The sequence below is a fragment of the Secundilactobacillus similis DSM 23365 = JCM 2765 genome (assembly GCF_001311075.1).
Taxonomy (GTDB): domain Bacteria; phylum Bacillota; class Bacilli; order Lactobacillales; family Lactobacillaceae; genus Secundilactobacillus; species Secundilactobacillus similis.
In genome coordinates this window covers 14404-34565 of the sequence record NZ_BBAD01000031.1, presented here as the reverse complement: position 1 = coordinate 34565, position 20162 = coordinate 14404, and the positions used below count along the sequence as shown (strand labels likewise).

The following is a 20162-nucleotide window of genomic DNA, read 5'->3' as shown; positions in this document are numbered from 1 at the left end:
CCCATGATTAACGCACCAACGAAGCCAAATTTCACAAGCTCCGTACACTTACGCTTGACACAAGCGACAGTACCGCACAATTCTCTCATTCTTGCCACGAAATAAGACAAGAAAAAACGGAAATTGTTGTACAAGAACACGGCACAGGATATAATATTACTAATTTCGTGTGAATTAATGCTAAATTGACGTGAGTTGAGTAGACCAACTAGGTGGTTAAACCAGAATCTAAGGCTAAAATCGCCACTTTTTCGAGGTGGCGGCAGATTCACCAGTGCTTTTTTATCGTTTCAAAACTTTTCATGAAACTATTGTGTAAGATGACCGAAAGTTATTGTATTCACAATTGAGGCTTAATACAATTATGTAAACGCTTTAATTTGGGAGGGGGCGATAACGCCCAATTGACGGGGATTATCGCTCGGTCAATTGGGTCAGTAACACAGGATTTAGCCATTGTTTGAATCAACGGACACTCGGGCTCATCTCAATGATGATGTTATACTGAGTAGTGAAAAAGCGCTTGAAACTTGATGTAAAGGGGAGTCTATTTCATGTCAAAGAAACGCATTGTTGCGCTTGTATTGAGCTTAGTTGTGATTTTTGGATTGGGGTTTGCGGGGTACAAGACGTTACACCAGTCAGCAGCAACTAACGCGGATAACACCTATACGACAACGCAAAAGAAGGCGGACAAGAGCAGTTCGTCGAGTGCAAGCAGTTCGGCAGCGTCATCGTCTGAACAAAAGGCCGCGGCGCAGAGTGAGTCGACCGGCACGAAGTCCACAAGTGGCAACACCACTGCTGATTCTGCTAGCAACGAATCGATTTCAAAGCTCGGCAGCGGCAAGAGTGGTACCACGACTGGCACCAAGAGCAACGGGTCAACGCAAACGACTGGCAGCAAGTCAGCAGCCACAACCAACACGACTGCTAAGACGCACCGGTCAGCCAGTGCAGCCACCGCAACGGCTTCACACCGGGCAGTTTGCTCGATCGTTGTCCGGGGGCCAATCAAGGAAGGCAACAAAGTGCTGATGTCTCAAAGCAACGTTACCATCCACAGCGGCGATAAGGTCAGCACCGTCTTGACCCGAGTTGCGAAGGCCAAGCACATTGCGGTTGCTTACCAAGGTACCGGCAACAGTGTTTATATCCGAGGCATCGCCGGTTTGTTTGAATTTGACAAAGGTTCTGGTAGTGGATGGCTTTACGAAGTCAACAACAAGTTCCCAGGATACTCAGCTGGTAAATACAAAGTGAAGAACGGTGACAAGATCCAATGGGTCTACACCGCTAACCTTGGGAAAGACCGGCACGCACCCGTTTCTGGTCAAAGATAAAGCGACATAAATTAAGTTAATACAAGGAGTACTGTGATGATGAAGGGAAAGCAATTAGTTGCAAAAGTGTTAGGGATTACAGCGTTAGCCCTTGGTGGCGTCTTCGCCATTTCAACTGCAACGCAGACGAGTGCTAAGGCCGCAACGTCTTACACGACGGCCATCAACAAAGGGGCTAGCTACATTAAGACCAAGACGCCTAAGGATCAATTGGATGCTTGGGATGCCTTCGCCGTTAAGCGGTCACCTAAGGGCATGAGTTCTGCGGCAAAGAAAGTCTTCACGAAAGAACTGGCCTTGCAATTCAAACACCTTGGCGGACACTACGCCGCCGTTGACTACGAACGGACGTTGATGGGTGCCGTTTCAATTGGCGCCAACCCAACGAAGTATCGAGCGTCAACTTGGTATCAGGGATCATCAAAACCGCACCGAAATCGAACGCCGGTATTAATGCCAAGATTTGGGGCGCAATTGCCTTGAGTACCAAGAACTACGGCAGCACCGCCAACAAGACCGTGAAGACGTTGATTTCCCAAATTGTGAAAGCCCAAAATTCACAGGGTGGCTGGGCTTTAAACGGTTCAGCGAGTGACGTTGATATTACCGGGATGGCACTGATCGCCTTGAGCGAACATACCAGTTACACCGGTGTCAAAACCGCCATCAAGAAGGCTGAAAGCGCGTTGACAAGCAAGGCCTACAAGAAGAGCACGGGTGACTTCGTCTTATCCACTGCCTTTACGAAGAAGGCCAACGCGGATTCTAACGCCATGGCCATTGCGGGGTTATCAGCCGCTGGGGTTAACCCAGGCACGAAAGCCGTTAACCGCTTGATCAAGTTCCAGAAGTCGACCGGCCAGTTCCGTTGGTTACTCAACAGCAACACCGGTGCCTTACACATGGCAACGCAACAATCAACCTACGCACTGGAACAGTACCGGGCATACAAGTTGCACAAGGGTTCAATTTTTAAATTCTAATTGTAACTGACGAACAAGTGTGACCGTAGCGTGGATTTTGCGCGCGAGTGGTGACACTTGTTTGTTTATATCTTATAAACTGGAGATGGCAGATATGGATGTTCACCGAGATGTGAGGCGAACACGGCAGGATAGCCGGCCAAAGTTGGTGTTTGAGCAACTGAATCCTTGGGTGATCTTTACCTATTATATTGTGGTGATCGCGTGTTCAATGATCTTCCTGCACCCGATTTTCCTGTTGGTCGAACTGGCCATTGTGATTGGCGTTGACGTACTGTCAGGGGCTAAAAAGCAGGTGACGATGATGCTTGAAGGTAGTATCTTCATGGTCGCCTTCATCATGGTGATGAACCCGCTGATCAATAGTCGTGGCGCACACGTGATCTGGTCGTTTGGCGGAATCTTGATCACCGTTGAAGCGGTGGTTTACGGCGTGCTGATGGCGTTGTCGTTACTGATCGTGTTACTGATTTTTCTTTCCTATAATAAGTGTTTAACGAGTCAAAAATTCATGTACCTGTTCTCACGCATCTCACCGAAGTTGACGTTGCTCACGATGATCACGTTGCGCTTTGTGCCGCTGTTCCTACGACGGTTTCGGGGCATCACTCAAGCCCAATCGTTGCGGGGCATCGAAGTGGGTCACGGGAACTTTCGTCAGCGCAGTATCGGTGTGATGAAGCTGATGGAAGTGCTGCTGGTGAGTTCGTTTAACAACGCACTGCAGACCGCAGATTCAATGAGTTCACGGGGGTATGCTAGCACCAAGCGGACCAGCTTTCAACGGTACCGGTTTACGCAGCGTGACATTTTGTCGCTGTGCTGGTACCTGCCACTGACAGCAATCTGCTTTTACGAAGCATCAAAGGGTGTGGGACGCCTCGTCGTCTACCCATCGTTAGGGACGATGGCCTTGAACGGACAGGGACTTTTAGTCTTACTAGGTGTTGTGTTACTAGTAAGCTTTCCGTTAATTTTAGAAGCTTGGGAGTGGCTGTGGTGGAACTTATTAAAACTGTAGATTTAAACTTTGAATATGCGCTTGCGGACCATAAGAGCCTGAACCACGTGGATCTGAGTGTCGACAGCAGCGATTTCATCACGGTTGCCGGGAGTTCCGGGAGTGGCAAAACAACCCTGTTGCGGCAGTTGAAGCCCGAATTGTGGCCCGTTGGTAAACGCACCGGTGAGATCTTATTTGAAGGCAAACCGATTTCCGAAATGACGGCGGCGGAGAGTGCCCAAAACATCGGCATGGTATTCCAAAGTCCGGAAGATCAACTGGTGATGGATAACGTGCTGCAAGAGCTGGCCTTCTCATTGGAAAACGTGGGGATGGCGCCGAACGACATTCAAAAGCGGATTGCCGAACTGGTGAGCTTCCTGGGCCTGCAAGATATCTTGTATGCCAACGTGCAAAACCTATCTGGTGGGCAAAAGCAACTGGTCAACTTAGCCGCCGTCCTGATTTTACGGCCCAAGCTGTTGCTGCTGGACGAACCAACGGCCCAACTGGATCCGATTGCCACCAAGGAATTTGTATCGCTCCTGAAGCGAATCCACGATGAACTGGGAATCGCCATCGTCATGAACGAACACGTACTAGATGATGTGTTACCGTTATCCAACAAACTCTGGATAGTGGATAACGGCGAAATTGCCTACTCCGGTGACGTCAGCACGGTGCTGCAACAGCTCTGGGAACAACCCAAACTGCGCGCGTTCGTGCCGGATGTACCGTACGTCTTTTTAAATAACCAACTGACCACCAAACTCGACCTCAAACAGTTGCCGCTCACGGTGGTGAAGGGCCGAGATGTGCTGCAACAAAACCAAATTGGTTTCAAGCAGGACCGGTTGGATAACACCCCGCCAAATGCCTCGAAGAAGCTGGCGGCGAAGGTCTCACACGTGTCATTTGAGTACGATAAGAACGGCTACTACATCTTGGATGACCTGAACCTCTCGGTGAACGAAAACGACTGGTTAGCCATCATCGGCAAAAACGGGACCGGTAAAACGACCCTGTTGAAGGTGATCATGGGGTTGTTGCCAGCGCGTCGGGGTTCCTCGAAGTTGCTGGGCAAGCGGGTCAAATCTTGGGATAAAACCGAATTTTACAAGCAGGTCTGTTACCTGTCACAAACGCCATCCGAGTATTTTGCCTACGATTCCGTCATGGAAGAGTACGTGGAACGGGGCAAGCAACTTGGGTTAGCTGATCCGGAAGCAGCTGCGAAAGATATGCTGGAACAGATGACCATCACCCACGTGGCAGACCAAAACCCTCACGATGCTAGTGGTGGTGAACAACAGTTGATCGCGCTGGGCATGTTGTTGTTGTCGCAACCGAAACTGTTGTTACTGGACGAACCAACCAAGGGACTGGATCCGATTCGGCGGACGAAGCTGGGCAACATCTTGAAGAACCTGCAGACCAAGCAGGGTCTCACCATCATCATGGTGAGCCACGACATGGCCTTCAGCGCCAAGTTTGCCAACCAGTGTGCGCTGTTGTTTGACGGCAAGATCGTGTCGCAAGAAGAACCCCACGCGTTCTTTGCGGAGAACTTCTTCTACACCACCACGACCAACCGGATGCTACGGTACCAGTTACCAGAAGTGATCGACCGCGGGGAGGTGGCGCAATGATTGCGCAACTCAAAAGTAAGGGCGGCTACCTGATTGCGTTAGCCGTCATGGTGTTGAGTCTGGTGTGGATCACCTTCTTCAACGGTGACCAGCACTATGTCATTATTAGTATTATGTGCCTAGTGGCAAGTATGCTGCCGTTTTACTGGCACTTTGAAACCCGTCGGTCAGAAGCCCGCGAAATCGTCTTTATCGCCGTGTTGGCCACTATGGCCGCACTGGGCCGGGTGGCGATGGCACCGTTCCCAGACGTCAAGCCAACCAGCTTCATCGTCATCATGACCGCACTGACGCTGGGGAAGGAGTCCGGTTTCATCGTGGGCTCCACCGCCGCCATCGTTTCCAACCTGTTCTTAGGACAGGGGCCGTGGACGCATGGCAGATGTTTGCCTGGGGCATGATGGGCGTGACTGCCGGCATGTTGAGAAACTTCGATTGGGCGCACAACCGCTACATCTTAGCGGGTATCGGTGTGGCCTATGGCTTCCTATTTGGCTGGATCATGGACCTCTGGTACGTGCTAGTCTACATTCAACCACTGACCATCAAAACCTTCATCGCCGCCTACGTGGCCAGCTTCTACTTTGACCTGATCCACGGGATTACGACAGGAGTGCTCCTCTTCTTCTTCTACAACTCCTGGTATCGGATCATCGAGCGGTTTAAGTACAAGTACGGCTTGATGGGCGTGCAGGAGCAGTTGGATGCGCAGGGGTTTAAGGAATCGTAACGGAATCGATTTAGCGTTGCTATTATTAGTTATAGAATCAAAAAGAGGCCGTCTAGCTCGTGTTTGAGTTAGGCGGTCTTGCTTTGTTAAACTATGATCGATAATCTTTCCGCCCCAAATGCAACGCCGCCGCCCCTAAATCAAACGTCCGGTAACGCACATCCTCAAATCCAGCCGCCTCAAACATCCCAACCAACTGCTTCGCCGACACAAACGCCTTCGTGGTCTGCTGCAGATAGTCATAATCTGAGTACCGGTTTCCCGCCAAACTCGTCATTACGGGCACCAGCTTAAAGTATGCTCGCCAGCCGAGCTTAATTACCGGTTGAGTGGGTTGGGAAGTCTCTAAACAGGCTACCTTGCCACCGGCACGGACGACTCGGTAAAGTTCGCGGAGGACCTGATTAGCATCGGGGACGTTACGGAGACCGAAGCCGATGGTGACAACGTCGAAGGTGTTGGCTGGATAGGGTAGGTTCATCGCATCGCCTTGAACGAGGGTCACCCGGTCTTCGAGGTGGGCGGCGCGAACTTTTTGTCGGGCCAGTGCCAACATTTCCTCACTAAAGTCTAAGCCCCAAACGTGGCCGCTGGGGCCGACTGCTTTCGCCAGCGCAATCGTCCAGTCACCCGTGCCGCAGCAAACGTCCAGCGCAAAATTGCCCGGTTGGACGGCGAGTTGTTGCATGGTGGCCTTGCGCCAGTGGTGGTGGGTACCCAGCGTCATCAGGGTGTTCATGGCATCGTAGTGGGTGGCGAGGCGGTTGAAGAGGTGTTGAACGTCGGCTTCTGGGGTGGGGTTAGTGAGTGACATGGTAAGGACTCCTTCATTGAATTGATGGTCATGCGCAAAATTGCGCTAGTTATTACTAACTATAAGGTTAAAAAGATTATTTATTCATGACGATATTTGATATAATGTATAAAAAATACGAATATGGACTGATAATTAATGGATATTAATCGTTTTATTGAAGCGCGTAAGGCGCATCACTTGTCGCAAGCGGAACTCTGTCAGGGCATCTGCACCCAAGCCACCCTCAGTAAGTTTGAGAGTTCGGGCAAGGCGCCCGCCATCCGCATCTTAACGCAATTGTGCGCGCGGTTGGACCTAAAGTTGGACGACGTTTTTCCGGTGAATCAACCGGCACAGTCGCAGGCCAGTGCGTTGTTGGAACAGGCCGAATTTAAGTTGATCACCAGCGAGTACGAGAGCGCCTTGGCAGACCTAGGTAAGATTGACCTGGCTGACTTGAACAACAAGAGCCAGATGCAGTACTACTTCGTGCGCGGGTATCTGTCGGCGTTATTGGACAAACCAATTGCCGATACCTTGTACGACTTTAACCTCATTTTAAATGATTTGGACGACACGCACCAAACGATTTTCACACTGCTGGCGTATACCGGGAGTGGGGTGGCGTATAGTCGGAATGGGGAAAATGCGAAGAGTGAGTTCTACTTCCAGAAGATTTTTGATAAGCTGCAGACGTTACCGTTGACCGATAACCAGTCAATTTGGCGAGTGCTCAACATGGTGTTTTATACGGCGGAGTATTTTGCCAGCGTGGCCGACTACGAAACCAGTGATTCGCTGTTGCATTACGGCTACGGTATCTGCGCTAAGAACACGTGACTTACTACTCAGCCAAGATCTGTTTCTTGTTGGCGCAAAATGCGCGGGATGAGCACCGTTCTGAAACTGAAGTGGTGGATCACTTGAATGATGCCAAGACCTTTGCTAAATTAAACAACAACACCCAACTTCTGGCAAAAATTGCCGCGTTTCAGGGATAAATCGTGAATTCAACAACGAATCGGTGAAGCGCTATGTTAGAATAAACCTAATTGAGTTTGGTAATCGAACGATAAGTCGTTTGGTTACCAGCGACGAGGAGGGGCAACATGGTGCATCAACTTTGGCGTCAATTTCCAACGGTTCAGCGAGAGCTTACGCAGCTCCAGCCGTACCTGTTGAAAGTCGTCACGTTACCTAATCAACCGATTCACACGAAGATCACCCAGTTACTTAAGTCGGGAGGCAAACTCCTGCGACCGGGGTTCTTCTATTTATTCTCGGCGTTTGGCACGCAACGAGACGAAAATGCGTTACGGGCAGGGGCCGCTTCGCTTGAAATTCTCCACGTGGCCACGCTGATCCACGATGACGTGATCGACGCGTCACCCTTGCGGCGTGGGGTCACCACGATTCACACCCAGTACGGGTCTCGGAACGCGATTTACGCGGGGGACTACTTATTTACGGTGTACTTCAGTGAAGTGATGAAGGCGACCCAGGATGTGGCTCAGCTTCAACTTCACATTGATAGCATGCGTGAAATTTTAGTGGGGGAGCTGGCGCAGATGCAGCTCAACTATAAGCAGTCGGTGACCGAAGCCGAGTATTTTAACGAAATCACCGGCAAAACGGCGGAACTGTTCTGGCTAAGTTGCCGGCAAGGGGTGGCGTTGACCGGGGGTTCGGCTGAGGTGATTGATCTCGCCGGGCAGATTGGACTGACGATTGGGAAGGCTTATCAGATCTTGGATGACATTCTTGATTACGATGGTCAAACCGAGCTGACCAAGAAGCCGGTGCTAGAAGATTTGAAAGCGGGCGTTTATTCGTTGCCGCTGATTCTGGCGATAAAGCAGGCGCCCCGGGCGTTTAAACCGCTGTTGAAGAAGCGGGCTGACCTGAGTGACGCGGAGGCGTTGACGGTTCAGCAGTTGGTCAACCAGTATGGTGGTGTTGAAGCGGCTAAGCGGATGGCTGGTGAACTGACTGAGCAGGCGTTGGCGTTGATCGATCAGTTACCGGACTTGCCGGCGAAACGTGATCTAGCAACGTTGACTACTTGGCTGCTAACTCGAAATCAATAATCAAACAAAGAGCGAAACTGGCGATTGCCGGTTTCGCTCTTTTAAATTGCGTTTATTTGGCTAATACCGCGACCGAGAAACGCCATACCGCGACTGACCCAGCGTCCGTTGCAACCATGGCACGAACCAGAGATCCAGTCCGAAACTCCGGCCAGAGCCGTTCATCAAAGCAAAGGCCACGAAGAGCACCCAGACGGTCGCCCAGCTGTGCAGGAAGACGAAGAAGCCGATGATCACCAAGAAGCAAGCACACCAGGTACCGAGACCGAGGAAGATCAACACTCCAATCAACAGTTCCCAGATGCCCAACCCCGGATGACCGCTGACCAGCCAGCCTACGTCGCCGTTCATCTTGCTAAGGCCGTCGATGAAGAGGCCGATGCCGAAGAACAAGCGTAGGGGGAGTGACCAGAGGACGTTGCCTTGCCGCGAGGTGTTGGTGCCAAATACCGTCCGGCCGTTAGCCACCCGGAAGATTTCGTCCATCAGGTATTTCCACATAAAGTAAAACGACTTGATGCGCCAGAAATACAGGAAGTTGGAGCCGTGCTTCATGATGGTTGCCAGCAGGCCACGAACTCGTTTGCCACCGAAGACCTGGGCGATGCCGTACTTGGCACCAAAGGACACCGTGAAGCCCATGTCACGGTCAACGAAGGTCTCGTAGTTTTGGGTGCCGTTGATGTCTTCAGCGATATTATGGCTGGTGGTGAAGGCTTCGTATTCGGCCTCCTGAGCCGTTTGTGGTACGGCCCGCTCTGCGCCCTTCTCAGTGGCGTTGGCGTTGTCACCGGCGACGTAGATGCTCTTGTCTTCAAAGCCACTGGCTTGCAGATACTCGTTAACAATCAGGCGGCCACCACGACCAGACTCGATGCCGAACTCGTCGGCGGTGTGGTTGGTCTTCACGCCAGCTGTCCAGAGGAGGGTGTAGGTCTTGATGGGATCTTGTTCCTTGATCTCCACACTGTCGGCGTTGACCTTGGTGATCATTGACGACGTCCGAATCTCAACGTTGTTCTTCTTGAAGTAGGCTTCGGCGTGAGCGGCGTTGGTGCGGTCCAACATATTGATGATAGTTGGGGCGGCTTCAACGAGGATCAGTTTGATCTCGTTGGGGTCGATTTTATTTTGCCGCGCTAAAATTGCCCGGTAGTCGATCAGTTCGCCCACCGTTTCGGCGCCGGTAAAGCCGGAACCACAGACTACCAGCGTCAACATGGCGGCCCGCTTTTCGGGATCCACTTCGACAGCCCCGAGACGGATGATTTCATTGATGTGGTTACGCACCGCAATGGCGTCTTCCATTGACCACAAGGTAAAGCCGTTTTCCTTCACCCCAGGGGTACCGAAGTCGTTGGGTTCACCCCCAAGACTGATCAGCAAACTATCGAACGGGTAGGTGCCCTGTTCACAGACGACCTGTTTGGCTTCCTTATCAACTTGAACGACAGTATCCGTCACTAACTTAACGTTTCGCTGCCGGGCAAAGAGCCGTTGCAGGTCGTACTGAACAGCATCGGGTTGCACCCGCTCAGTCGCAATTTCGTGCAGCTGGGTGAGGTAGGTGAAGTAGGAGTGCCGGTCAATCAACGTGATTGAGACGTCCGGTTGCGATTTAAACTTCTTCGCCAGCTTTTTGGTGGCTAGGACTCCAGCGAAGCCAGCACCGATAACAACAATGTTCTTACTCATAATGTGCCTCCTTGTAAATGACAGGGTAAGTCAATTCAGGTTATCAATTGGCAGTGAATATTATTAAAATGCATAATGGCAAGGCAAAGACGCCGATAGCTAAAAAATATAACTGTGGCGAAGTAATTAATCAATTGATAACTCAACATCAGTATACAATATTTGAGAATTGAAATGCACCTAAAACGCCTTAATCTAGGCGATTGATTGCTGATAATCGTAAAAATGAACGCGATTGGAATTCAAAATTTTCATCAAAATGAAGTCGCTTACATTTTATTGGAATGTTATAAATGAGGTTGTTAATTTTGACACAAGTTAGAATTATTCAAGACTGTAACGATGATGAACGGGCAATTATTCGTCATCGGATAAGTTGGTGATGGATACTGATTGAAATTTAGTTATATTAGTTATTCTGATATTAGAATGAGCAATGAATATTATTGGTTGGTTGGATGAGTGCATTTAAGATGGTGAGTGAACGGCCGATGTCCACCGAATCAATTTAGGTTGGTGGTCAATAGTTAAAGTACGGATTATATTGGCTGCTCAATCTGAGGAACAATCACTCACCAGCGACCACTGATTAAAACCGTTAAGTCGAAGCCAATCGCCACTCACCGCCAACTGTACGACCATCAAACACTCAACCTGAATAGTCCAAATATTCCAGCATGCCCGCCAAACATTCCAAAATAACATCGACCCCGACCAAAGCGCGCCAGTCGTTGGTTTCAAAATGCCAAAAAACCGCTTTCAACAATATCGGAGAAATACCTAATTTAAATATTCCAAAAAGAATGTATAATGAAGACATCGCATGTACATAATTAGAAAACGACGGTTCCGTTTACCCATTTGGTTATTAGGTGACTGGCGGTATAACTGGAATTTGCATCAAACGCTCTAATGCAATGTGAATGTAATTTTAATTTTTATAGTGATGACTAGGAGGATGATGATCGCATGGCAACATTGGAAGTCAAAGATCTGCACGTTGAAGTTGAGGATAAGGAACGCGAGACCTCACGAGAAATTTTAAAGGGCGTCAATTTAAAAATGAAGACCGGCGAAATTCACGCTATTATGGGCCCAAACGGGACCGGGAAGTCAACGCTGTCACAGACCATCATGGGCCACTCCGCCTACCACGTGACGCAGGGCGATATTTTGCTGAACGGCGAAAGCATCTTGGACATGCCAGTTGACGAACGGGCACGTAAAGGCCTGTTCTTAGCGATGCAGTACCCCGCTGAAATTCAAGGGGTCACCAACGCCGAATTCTTACGGGCTGCCATCAACGCCCGGCGCCCTGAAGATGACCAGATTTCGGTCATGGCCTTCTTAAAGGAACTGGATAAGAACTTAGCCTTACTGGATATGAGCGAAGAAATGACGGAACGCTACTTAAACGAAGGTTTCTCTGGTGGTGAAAAGAAGCGCAACGAAATCTTACAGCTGTTGATGATCAAGCCATCATTTGCCTTGCTTGATGAAATCGACTCTGGGCTTGATATCGACGCCCTTCAAGTGGTTTCTAAAGGGGTCAACTCGATGCGCGGGGACAACTTTGGTTCACTGATCATCACCCACTACCAACGGCTGTTGAACTACATCGTGCCTGACGTGGTTCACGTATGATGGGTGGCCGGATCGTGAAGACCGGTGGCGCTGACTTAGCCAAGGAACTTGAAGCTGAAGGTTACGCTGGCTTACGTGACGAATACGGGTTGGACGTTGACCTCGTGGACGACAACCGTTAGGAGGGGTAAACGTGAGAGAAGCAGTTAAGGATTATGAAACAGTTAAACAAGCTGTTGATGCGGCTGCCGCTGTACACGGTGACCCCAGTTGGTTGATCGACCGCCGGCTCGCTGCCGTTGACGGCGTGGCCAAGTTGCCATTGCCTGAAATGCGGCGGTTGGACTTTCACCGCTGGCCATTAACGGCCAACACCGAGCTTAACTGGCACGACTCAGACGCCAAGTTAGCCGATGACGTGGCTGGTGACAACCAACGGATCCAAGTCGTTCAGGTTGGTCAAACCACGGTGTCGATTGCGTTACCTCAAGCATTAGCGGATCAGGGCGTGATTTTGACGGATATCTTCACGGCATTTAAGGACTATCCGGAATTGACCCAGAAGTATTTTATGACCAAGGTGATTCCCGCCAACGAAGATAAGTTGACTAGTTATCACGCGGCCTTCTTGAACGCCGGGGTCTTCCTCTACGTGCCAAAGGGCGTTGTGGTAGATAAGCCGGTTGAAATTTACACCGTGCAAGACAGCACCTTTAAGGCACCGTTAGTGGCCCACGTGCTGGTGGTAGCAGAAGCCAACAGTGACGTTCAGGTCATTCAACACTTGAGTACCAAGGGTGAAGAAGAAAACGTCGCCAGCTGTGTGGTTGAAATCGACGTGAAGCCAAACGCTAACGTGCACTTTAGCTCCCTCGATGAATTTGGCCCCAAGACGCAAACCTACCTGAACCGGCGGGCCTACTTGGAAGCCGATGCGAAGATGGAATGGGCGATCGGCATGATGAACGATGCCAACACGGTTGCCGACTTTGCCACTGAACTGGTGGGGGATGGCTCGCAGGCTGATTCAAAGGTGATTGCGATCACCTCAGCCAAGCAGCACGACGGTATCAACAACCGGGTCACGAACCGTGGCAAGCACTCCACCGCTAACATCTTGCAACGGGGTGTGTTGCTCGAAAAGTCGGAACTGATCTTTAACGGGATCGGCCACATCGTCCACGGCGCTTCTGGCGCCAACGCCGAACAGGAAAACCGGGTGCTGATGATGTCAGACTACGCCCACGGGGATGCTAACCCAATTCTATTAATTGATGAAAATGACGTCATTGCCGGCCACGCTGCTAGTGTCGGGCAAGTTGACGAAGATCAACTGTACTACTTAATGAGTCGTGGGATCGATAAAGCACTCGCACAACGGTTGGTGATCCGGGGCTTCCTGGGTGCCGTGTTGAGTGCCATTCCACTGCCAGAAGTACAGCAAGAAATGATTGCGATTCTTGAAAGGAAGCTTGAGGATGGTCAAAAGTTTGAATGAGATTCAAAAGGATTTTCCGATTTTAAATCAACAAGTTAACGACGAACAACTGGTTTACTTAGATAACGCAGCCACTGCGCAACGGCCAACTCAAGTGACCACGGCGCTCACCGAGTTTTATCAAACCGATAACGCCAACGTGCACCGGGGCGTCCATACCCTGGCAGAACGGGCAACGGCCGATTACGAAGCCGCTCGTCGTAAGCTCCAAAAGTTCATCAACGCTAAGGAACCCGAAGAAGTGATCTTCACCAAGGGGACCACGGACGGCTTGAACTTAGTGGCCAGCACTTACGGCCAACAAAACGTTAAGGCCGGTGACGAGATCGTCATCTCGATCACTGAACACCACAGCAACCTGATTCCATGGCAACAACTGGCTTTGGAGAAGGGTGCAACGTTAAAATACATTCATTTGACCGATGACGGCGAACTCGATTTAGACGAAGCCGCTAAGTTGATCACGGATAAAACGAAGATCGTTGCCGTGGCCCACGCCAGCAACGTCATGGGCACCATTAACCCCATCAAACAACTGGCAAAATTAGCCCACGAACACGGCGCCATCTTCGTTGGTGATGGGGCACAATCAGTCCCTCACATCGCCGTTGATGTGCAGGATTTGGACGTTGATTTTTACGCCTTTTCCGGCCACAAGATGATGGGGCCAACTGGGATCGGTATTTTGTACGGCAAGCGGGCGTTACTCGAAGCCATGAAGCCTTACCAGTACGGTGGCGAAATGATCGGTTTTGTGCACCAGTTTGAAAGCACTTGGCTGAACTGCCATACAAGTTTGAAGCTGGGACGCAAAACATCGCTGGGGCAGTTGGCTTAGGCGCTGCTGCCGATTACCTGACTGAAATCGGGATGGCCAACGTCACCGCTCACGAACAGGAAATCGTGAACTACCTGCTACCAAAGCTCGAAGCGATGGACGGCGTGACGGTCTACGGGCCACAAGACCCCGCTAAGCACACGGGCGTGGTTGCCTTTAACTTAGACGGCTTACACCCCCACGACGTTGCAACCGCCTTGGATATGGAAGGCGTTGCCGTTCGCGCTGGTCACCACTGTGCCCAACCACTAATGGAATATCTCGGCCTTACCGCAACCGCTCGGGCCAGCTTCTACCTCTACAACACAAAAGCGGATGCTGACCGGTTGTTGACGGCACTTCAAGAAACAAAGGAGTTCTTCAAACATGGGTCTATCGAAACTAAATAACTTGTATCGCGAAGTCATCTTGGACCATTCAGATCATCCCCACCACAAGCATTTGCTAAACGAAGGCGACGCAACTAACAAAATTACGTTGAAGAACCCGACCTGTGGTGACGTGATCAACCTGGAAGTCAAGTTGACCGACGATGATAAAATTGCCGACATCGGTTTTACCGGTGAAGGCTGCACCATTAGCCAGTCGTCCGCCAGTATGATGACGGATGCGGTGCTGGGGAAGAGTAAGGAAGAGGCTTTGCACATGGCAAAAACCTTCTCCGACATGGTGATGGGTAAGGAACATCCCCAAGCTGATCTGGATCAACTAGAAGATGCTGCCATCCTATCAAGTATCATGAGCTTCCCAGCCAGAATTAAGTGCGCCACCCTGTCATGGTGGGCACTACAACGGGCACTGTTGTCAGAGGACGCCCCAGCAGAAGAGGAGGAGTAGACAATGTCAGAAGTACCAGATAGTGTGATCAACGATAAAGACTACGAGTACGGTTTTCACGACGACATTCAGCCGAAGTATACGACCGGCCGTGGCCTGACTGAAGAAACCGTCCGTGAAATTTCAGCAGCTAAGGATGAACCCCAATGGATGCTGGACTACCGCTTAAAAGCTTACGAGGCGTACAAGAAGTTACCACTGCCAGATTACGGTCCCGATTTGTCGAAACTGGACCTCGCCAACATGCACTATTACCAGAAGATGACGGATAAAAAATACCGTGACTGGGATGACGTGCCTGAAGACTTGAAGAAGACCTTCGACCGCTTAGGCGTGCCAGAAGCTGAACGGAGCTACTTGGCCGGTTCATCTGCCCAGTACGAATCCGAAGTGGTGTACCACAACATGCGGGAAGACTTCGAAAAGTTAGGTATCATTTTCACGGATACTGATACTGCATTGAAGGAATACCCAGAACTGTTCAAGAAGTGGTTCGGCAAGTTGGTTAAGCCAACCGACAACAAGTTTGCAGCGTTGAACGCGGCCGTTTGGTCAGGTGCTCATTCATCTACGTGCCAAAGGGTGTGCAGACGAAGACGCCGATCCAATCGTATTTCCGTCTCAACTCCGAAAACTCTGGTCAGTTCGAACGGACCTTGATCATCGTAGATGAAGGTGCGCGGGTGGACTACGTTGAAGGCTGTACCGCACCGAACTACTCGCAGGATAGTTTGCATGCAGCGGTGGTTGAAGTGAACGTGCAAAAGGACGCTTACTGCCGTTACACCACAATTCAAAACTGGTCAGATAACGTCTACAGTTTGGAAACCAAGCGGGCAGCGGCGGAAGCCAACGCCACCATGGAATGGGTCGACGGTAACTTGGGTTCAAAAGTTACGATGAAATACCCAAGCGTCTACCTAAACGGTGAGGGCGCCCACGGGACGATGTTGTCGATTGCTGTGGCAAGTAACGGCATCCGCCAAGATTCCGGTGCGCGGATGATCCACAACGCCCCACACACGACCAGTTCGATTGTTTCCAAGTCAATCGCCAAAACGGGTGGCGCCACGGATTACCGGGGCACAGTGCGTTTCAACAAGAACGCCGACCACTCACTGGGCCACGTGGAATGTGACACGATCATCTTGGATGACCAATCATCCTCAAACACGATCCCATACAACGAAATCTACAACTCAAAGGTCGCCATGGAGCACGAAGCGAAAGTTTCTAAGATTTCAGAAGCTCAGTTGTATTACTTAATGAGCCGTGGTATCTCGGAAGCCAAAGCAACGGAAATGATCATCATGGGCTTCGTGGAACCATTTACGAAGCAGTTGCCGATGGAGTATGCGGTTGAGTTGAATCGGTTGATTAGTTTTGAGATGGAGGGGTCAATTGGTTAGAGTGCAGAGTGCGGAAGGGAGCGCCTAGAGAGTGGAGCATAAGCGACTTCCGCCAGAAACCCCGGTTTTTGGGGTTTGTGGTGGAAGTTGCTTATGTGCAACTCTCTGCTCCCTGGAGCACGTTTCGGCGCAGAAGCTAGAACGAGGTTGTGGAAGCAATCCCACTAGGCCGCTGACAAACGCCAACGACGAAGCCTAATAGGCGCCGAAAACCATATGGCAGCAACGCACGTCGCAATGACTACTATGTGGCAGAAAGCTAGGCCCGATTCCCAAAGTTGGATAACACCAATCAAAAAACAAAACAAAAAAACGGCCACCGCAATTCTCCGGTGGCCGTTTCGCTTAATCGTCGTAAATATCAATTCCTTGTTCAGTATCGGTAACCCACTTCCCCTTAGGTGTCAGCAATAACCGCCCAACCAAGTAAGCATCACCCGTACACCCAGACCCATGTACAGCAGTCACCAGAACAAACACCCCCGATGACAACCAGCCAAGTCCCCAGCCAATCGCAAAGACGGCAGTCAGCAACACAAACGGTGCCACGCCAATGATCACAAACTGCCACCGCCGATACCGAGTCTCGGGACTAGTCGCGTAGAGCATGCCCTGCTTGAAGCCAAATTTAACGGGGCGCTGAGGCTGAAATAATTTGTAGCATGCGCCGTGAATCAGTTCGTGGACCGGAAACGAGCCGATGATCAAGCCACCGGCTAGAATTGAACCAGTGATGAGTTGGCGACCATCGTCGGTGTTGAAGCTAAAAGACGTTGTGCCAGTCAGCATTGTTAGCACTGCTAGTAACGCCATAAAGACGATAACGCTGGCTGCATTTAACCAAAAGATTGTTCTGGGGTTATCCATGACTAAAACGCGCTTGATCAGTTTTGGTGGCATGAGTGGGCTCCTTTGATTTGGGAAATATTCCAAATGTGTTCGATACTGCGAGTATATCAGAAACTGTCAATCGTAGATAGCGCCTAAAATGAAGCGACGGTTAAATTCAAAAAAATTCAGTGGTTAACCATTGAGAAATGGCCGAGAAAACGTTATTATTTAAATTAAGAATAAATTAGAATTCCACAGGAGGAATAGCCAATGGCAGAGACAGGTACCGGCGCTTCAGCAATTGAAACGAAAGTAATGACGTCACTTGAAGACGTAATTGACCCAGAATTGGGCATCGATATGGTCAACCTGGGATTAATCTACGGCGTTGACGTTGATGACGATGGCAAGTGTGTGATCACCATGACTTTAACGACGATGGGGTGCCCACTTGGTAACCTCCTGTCGGACCAGATCACCAGTGCAGTTGAGTCCGTTGAAGGGGTCACGTCATGTGATATCGACCTCGTATGGGAACCCGCCTGGGATATGACCAAGATGAGCCGCTTTGCGAAAGTGGCCCTTGGCATTCACGGTTAATTAATTATTGGAAGTGGATTAAATACATGAACATTGAAAAATTTGTAACTCGCCGAAAAGAGCTGCATATTTCACAAGTTAAAATCTGTCAGGGCATCTGTACCCAGTCGACGCTCAGCAAGTTCGAAAGCGGCGGCCACGTGCCATCGCTGTTGATTTTAACTAAGCTCTGCAGTCGAATCGGCCTAACCATTGATGATTTAAACGAAGACGATAGTGCCTCCGCCAACCAGCTTCAGGTTCAGTTAGACCAACTGGAACAGGAACTGATCATGGAAGATTACCAGAAGGTGCTAACGGGCCTCAAGGCAATTGATGTGAAACAGCTAGATTCAATTCTATTGAAGATGCAGTTTTATTACTTGCGTGGCTTGTTAGGGGCGCTGATCAATCAGAAACCAGAAGAGATTTTGTATGACTATTCTCAAATCCTAAATGATTTGGATGAACGGCACGAAACGATTTTCACCCAGTTGGTGTACGTGGGTTCTGGCGTCATGTACAGCCGGATGCAGCAAGCAGAACGCGCCTCATTTTACTTTAAAAAGATCCATACGTTTATCAACAACGTGTTGAAGGACGAGGAGCTGTACTTTAGCCGGGTTGGCGATAACTACTTACGGTTATTAACGATGATTTTCTACACGGCTAACTACTATGCAACGATCGGTAAATTAAAACAGAGTAACCAGTTAATTGACCGGGGCGTGCAAATTTGTTCCAAGAAGCACGTGACGTACTTCATGCCACGGTTGAAACTGTTGGCAGCCAAAAACGCCATCAGCCAAAAGCACGACGCCGAAGAAATCGAACGGCTGTTAAGCGAAGTGCTAGCCTTCGCGAGAATCAACGAAAACCAAGTGATCGAAGTGAAGACGGCGGCGTTGCGGCATCGGTATGAGGAAGATTTGCCGTTGACGGATATTATGCCGTAGAGAGCGCAAAAAAGAGCGGTTAAAGAGTGGAGTACAAGGGCACCATCCCAAAGGCCTGGGTTTTAGACCTTTGGGGATGGTGCCTTGTATGCAACTCTTTGCTCTTTTTTGCGCGTTTCGGCGTGGTGGCCAGAAAGAAAAAAAGCTGACAAACTACAGTGAACTAAAGGAACCCCAAGAAGTCAAAGCCCAAACCAAGCCGAAACAAACGTAGTAGCAAAGCACGTCGCTGGAAGCACTCAGCAAAATACCGGAATTGGTAGCTTTACGGCGGCCGCCCTTACACATAACGCTTTGCTCTTTTCGCGCGTTTCTTTTCCTTATCATAAGCTATCTATAGTAAATGGTATAGCCAACCACCAACTCTCATAAACCCGACAACCACCCCGCAAATGTCCCAAAATAACACACGATTGCCAACCATCCCCAACAATGGTATATTAGTGGCGAAGAGACATTTGTCGTTACTTATAATTAGATAAACGTGGTAAATGGGGGACACAAGTGCAACACCTTGGAGGGGGAAACACAAATGACAATGGCACGAAAGCACCAGCGTTTGTTACAGGATACGGCAACGACCAAGCAGCGTTTCAAACGATATAAGGATGGTAAAATTTGGGTCGTTATGGGGATAACAACCGTCACGTTAGGTTTAGCTGGCTTAGGCGTCACTGCGCAAGCAGCAACGGGGGATAATGCAGCGACGCAGACAACGGTTATTTCGAAGACTGGCGATGCCGAAAACGACACACCCTTAACTAATAGTCAAACGACTTTGATCAACGCACCTGCGGCAACGATTAGCGAACAAACGCCGATAACTGAAGCAACGCCTGTGGCCAATACCGCTCAAACGACACAAGCAACAACTCAGACGCCTGAATCAGTACCGGTAAGCGATGCAACGCCAACTACGGAAACCGCCTCAGCAACCACCGAGACGGCAGATTCATCAACAATAACCACCGACTCGACCTCAAGCCAAATCACAAACGTTGGCGATGTCGATGACGCAACCTATAACGACATCAAAACAGCGGCGGCCGAAGCGTACCAAACCACCGGTACGCCGCAAGTTGTCACCCGCATCGCTGCAGCTACGGCCGTCACGCCGCAAACGGGGACTTACGGGACTGCCACTTGGGATTTAGCCGAAGACGGGGCTTTGACGATCCACGCGGGGACCATGACGGATAAAGCGCCTTGCTACCTTACGCCGATCAGATTACCTCAATTACCACCGAAGCCGGAGTGGTTGCCGATAGCTCAACCAATAATGATAACTACAACATTCATTTATTTGGCGATTTACCAAACGTCACGACGATCGACTTAACCGGG

At 50.1% G+C, this 20162-nt stretch carries 18 protein-coding genes and 3 pseudogenes; 18 read left to right on the top strand and 3 right to left on the bottom strand.

Going from position 1 to position 20162, the window contains the following annotated elements; translation table 11 throughout:
- Positions 1 to 554: 554 nt before the first annotated feature.
- From JCM2765_RS08540 to JCM2765_RS18155, 7 genes are all read left to right on the top strand, one after another.
- Positions 555 to 1343, top strand: a complete 789-nt coding sequence (locus JCM2765_RS08540; protein WP_054736029.1) for a DUF4430 domain-containing protein — start codon at positions 555 to 557, stop codon at positions 1341 to 1343.
- 36 nt (positions 1344 to 1379) lie between these two features.
- Complete coding sequence (locus JCM2765_RS08535) at positions 1380 to 1826, top strand: hypothetical protein (protein ID WP_156301739.1); 447 nt, start codon at positions 1380 to 1382, stop codon at positions 1824 to 1826.
- Positions 1748 to 2326 (top strand): prenyltransferase/squalene oxidase repeat-containing protein, encoded by a 579-nt coding sequence (locus JCM2765_RS08530; RefSeq protein ID WP_162231407.1) that lies wholly within the window; start codon positions 1748 to 1750, stop codon positions 2324 to 2326. Before JCM2765_RS08535 ends, JCM2765_RS08530 begins: the two co-directional genes overlap by 79 nt.
- Positions 2327 to 2420: 94 nt before the next feature.
- Positions 2421 to 3347, top strand: coding sequence for an energy-coupling factor transporter transmembrane component T (locus tag JCM2765_RS08525; protein WP_082405058.1), 927 nt, complete (start codon positions 2421 to 2423; stop codon positions 3345 to 3347).
- The gene (locus tag JCM2765_RS08520; RefSeq protein WP_082405057.1) at positions 3326 to 4978 is read left to right on the top strand and encodes an ABC transporter ATP-binding protein; all 1653 of its coding nucleotides are present in this window, start codon (positions 3326 to 3328) and stop codon (positions 4976 to 4978) included. The genes JCM2765_RS08525 and JCM2765_RS08520 overlap by 22 nt, the downstream gene beginning before the upstream one ends.
- A complete protein-coding gene (locus tag JCM2765_RS18160; RefSeq protein WP_225352043.1) occupies positions 4975 to 5379 on the top strand; it encodes a hypothetical protein in 405 nt (134 codons plus the stop codon). Before JCM2765_RS08520 ends, JCM2765_RS18160 begins: the two co-directional genes overlap by 4 nt.
- On the top strand, positions 5361 to 5708 hold the full coding sequence (locus JCM2765_RS18155; RefSeq protein WP_225352042.1) for a hypothetical protein: 348 nt from the start codon (positions 5361 to 5363) through the stop codon (positions 5706 to 5708). Before JCM2765_RS18160 ends, JCM2765_RS18155 begins: the two co-directional genes overlap by 19 nt.
- Positions 5709 to 5799: 91 nt before the next feature.
- On the opposite strand, the gene JCM2765_RS08510 is transcribed toward JCM2765_RS18155, so the two are convergent.
- Positions 5800 to 6522, bottom strand: a complete 723-nt coding sequence (locus tag JCM2765_RS08510) for a demethylmenaquinone methyltransferase (RefSeq protein WP_054736025.1) — start codon at positions 6520 to 6522, stop codon at positions 5800 to 5802.
- Between the two features lie 138 nt (positions 6523 to 6660).
- Here JCM2765_RS08510 and JCM2765_RS08505 point away from each other — a divergent pair, with 138 nt between their 5' ends.
- The 3 genes from JCM2765_RS08505 (at position 6661) to JCM2765_RS08500 (ending at position 8591) form a co-directional block, all read left to right on the top strand.
- The gene (locus JCM2765_RS08505) at positions 6661 to 7344 is read left to right on the top strand and encodes a helix-turn-helix transcriptional regulator (protein WP_225352041.1); all 684 of its coding nucleotides are present in this window, start codon (positions 6661 to 6663) and stop codon (positions 7342 to 7344) included.
- Positions 7341 to 7505 carry a hypothetical protein gene (locus JCM2765_RS18150; RefSeq protein WP_225352040.1) on the top strand — a complete coding sequence of 55 codons (165 nt, stop codon included), beginning with the start codon at positions 7341 to 7343 and terminating at the stop codon, positions 7503 to 7505. The genes JCM2765_RS08505 and JCM2765_RS18150 overlap by 4 nt, the downstream gene beginning before the upstream one ends.
- Before the next feature lie 108 nt (positions 7506 to 7613).
- On the top strand, positions 7614 to 8591 hold the full coding sequence (locus tag JCM2765_RS08500) for a polyprenyl synthetase family protein (RefSeq protein ID WP_054736023.1): 978 nt from the start codon (positions 7614 to 7616) through the stop codon (positions 8589 to 8591).
- 60 nt (positions 8592 to 8651) lie between these two features.
- Here JCM2765_RS08500 and JCM2765_RS08495 read toward each other — a convergent pair whose 3' ends face one another.
- Complete coding sequence (locus tag JCM2765_RS08495; protein WP_054736021.1) at positions 8652 to 10286, bottom strand: FAD-dependent oxidoreductase; 1635 nt, start codon at positions 10284 to 10286, stop codon at positions 8652 to 8654.
- A 969-nt stretch (positions 10287 to 11255) separates the two neighbouring features.
- Here JCM2765_RS08495 and sufC point away from each other — a divergent pair.
- The 5 genes and pseudogenes from sufC to sufB all read left to right on the top strand — a co-directional run bounded on the left by sufC (position 11256) and on the right by sufB (position 16452).
- Positions 11256 to 12052, top strand: a pseudogene (gene sufC, locus JCM2765_RS08490) (Fe-S cluster assembly ATPase SufC).
- 11 nt (positions 12053 to 12063) lie between these two features.
- On the top strand, positions 12064 to 13368 hold the full coding sequence (gene sufD, locus JCM2765_RS08485; RefSeq protein ID WP_054736020.1) for a Fe-S cluster assembly protein SufD: 1305 nt from the start codon (positions 12064 to 12066) through the stop codon (positions 13366 to 13368).
- Positions 13349 to 14595, top strand: a pseudogene (locus tag JCM2765_RS08480) (aminotransferase class V-fold PLP-dependent enzyme). Before sufD ends, JCM2765_RS08480 begins: the two are co-directional and overlap by 20 nt.
- Positions 14573 to 15043, top strand: coding sequence for a Fe-S cluster assembly sulfur transfer protein SufU (sufU, locus tag JCM2765_RS08475; RefSeq protein WP_054736018.1), 471 nt, complete (start codon positions 14573 to 14575; stop codon positions 15041 to 15043). The pseudogene JCM2765_RS08480 and the gene sufU overlap by 23 nt, the downstream one beginning before the upstream one ends.
- Before the next feature lie 3 nt (positions 15044 to 15046).
- A pseudogene (gene sufB / locus JCM2765_RS08470) lies at positions 15047 to 16452 on the top strand (Fe-S cluster assembly protein SufB).
- A gap of 345 nt (positions 16453 to 16797) precedes the next feature.
- Here sufB and JCM2765_RS08465 read toward each other — a convergent pair.
- Positions 16798 to 17352 (bottom strand): DUF3267 domain-containing protein, encoded by a 555-nt coding sequence (locus tag JCM2765_RS08465; RefSeq protein ID WP_054736016.1) that lies wholly within the window; start codon positions 17350 to 17352, stop codon positions 16798 to 16800.
- Between the two features lie 201 nt (positions 17353 to 17553).
- Here JCM2765_RS08465 and JCM2765_RS08460 point away from each other — a divergent pair, with 201 nt between their 5' ends.
- The 3 genes from JCM2765_RS08460 to JCM2765_RS18145 all read left to right on the top strand — a co-directional run bounded on the left by JCM2765_RS08460 (position 17554) and on the right by JCM2765_RS18145 (position 20157).
- Positions 17554 to 17883, top strand: a complete 330-nt coding sequence (locus JCM2765_RS08460; protein WP_054736015.1) for a metal-sulfur cluster assembly factor — start codon at positions 17554 to 17556, stop codon at positions 17881 to 17883.
- A gap of 26 nt (positions 17884 to 17909) precedes the next feature.
- Positions 17910 to 18818: a helix-turn-helix domain-containing protein gene (locus tag JCM2765_RS08455; protein WP_054736013.1), complete on the top strand. Its 909-nt coding sequence runs from the start codon at positions 17910 to 17912 to the stop codon at positions 18816 to 18818.
- 532 nt (positions 18819 to 19350) lie between these two features.
- Positions 19351 to 20157 (top strand): KxYKxGKxW signal peptide domain-containing protein, encoded by an 807-nt coding sequence (locus JCM2765_RS18145; RefSeq protein ID WP_054736012.1) that lies wholly within the window; start codon positions 19351 to 19353, stop codon positions 20155 to 20157.
- The last annotated feature ends 5 nt before the right edge of the window (positions 20158 to 20162 follow it).

Bases quoted from the DNA above. Each gene is read 5' to 3' on its own strand.
- JCM2765_RS08540 (WP_054736029.1), top strand. From the start codon at position 555: ATGTCAAAGAAACGCATTGTTGCGCTTGTATTGAGCTTAGTTGTGATT.
- JCM2765_RS08535 (WP_156301739.1), top strand. From the start codon at position 1,380: ATGATGAAGGGAAAGCAATTAGTTGCAAAAGTGTTAGGGATTACAGCG.
- JCM2765_RS08525 (WP_082405058.1), top strand. From the start codon at position 2,421: ATGGATGTTCACCGAGATGTGAGGCGAACACGGCAGGATAGCCGGCCA.
- JCM2765_RS18160 (WP_225352043.1), top strand. From the start codon at position 4,975: ATGATTGCGCAACTCAAAAGTAAGGGCGGCTACCTGATTGCGTTAGCC.
- JCM2765_RS18155 (WP_225352042.1), top strand. From the start codon at position 5,361: ATGTTTGCCTGGGGCATGATGGGCGTGACTGCCGGCATGTTGAGAAAC.
- JCM2765_RS08510 (WP_054736025.1), bottom strand. From the start codon at position 6,522: ATGTCACTCACTAACCCCACCCCAGAAGCCGACGTTCAACACCTCTTC.
- JCM2765_RS08505 (WP_225352041.1), top strand. From the start codon at position 6,661: ATGGATATTAATCGTTTTATTGAAGCGCGTAAGGCGCATCACTTGTCG.
- JCM2765_RS08500 (WP_054736023.1), top strand. From the start codon at position 7,614: ATGGTGCATCAACTTTGGCGTCAATTTCCAACGGTTCAGCGAGAGCTT.
- JCM2765_RS08495 (WP_054736021.1), bottom strand. From the start codon at position 10,286: ATGAGTAAGAACATTGTTGTTATCGGTGCTGGCTTCGCTGGAGTCCTA.
- sufU (WP_054736018.1), top strand. From the start codon at position 14,573: ATGGGTCTATCGAAACTAAATAACTTGTATCGCGAAGTCATCTTGGAC.
- JCM2765_RS08465 (WP_054736016.1), bottom strand. From the start codon at position 17,352: ATGCCACCAAAACTGATCAAGCGCGTTTTAGTCATGGATAACCCCAGA.
- JCM2765_RS08460 (WP_054736015.1), top strand. From the start codon at position 17,554: ATGGCAGAGACAGGTACCGGCGCTTCAGCAATTGAAACGAAAGTAATG.
- JCM2765_RS08455 (WP_054736013.1), top strand. From the start codon at position 17,910: ATGAACATTGAAAAATTTGTAACTCGCCGAAAAGAGCTGCATATTTCA.
- JCM2765_RS18145 (WP_054736012.1), top strand. From the start codon at position 19,351: ATGACAATGGCACGAAAGCACCAGCGTTTGTTACAGGATACGGCAACG.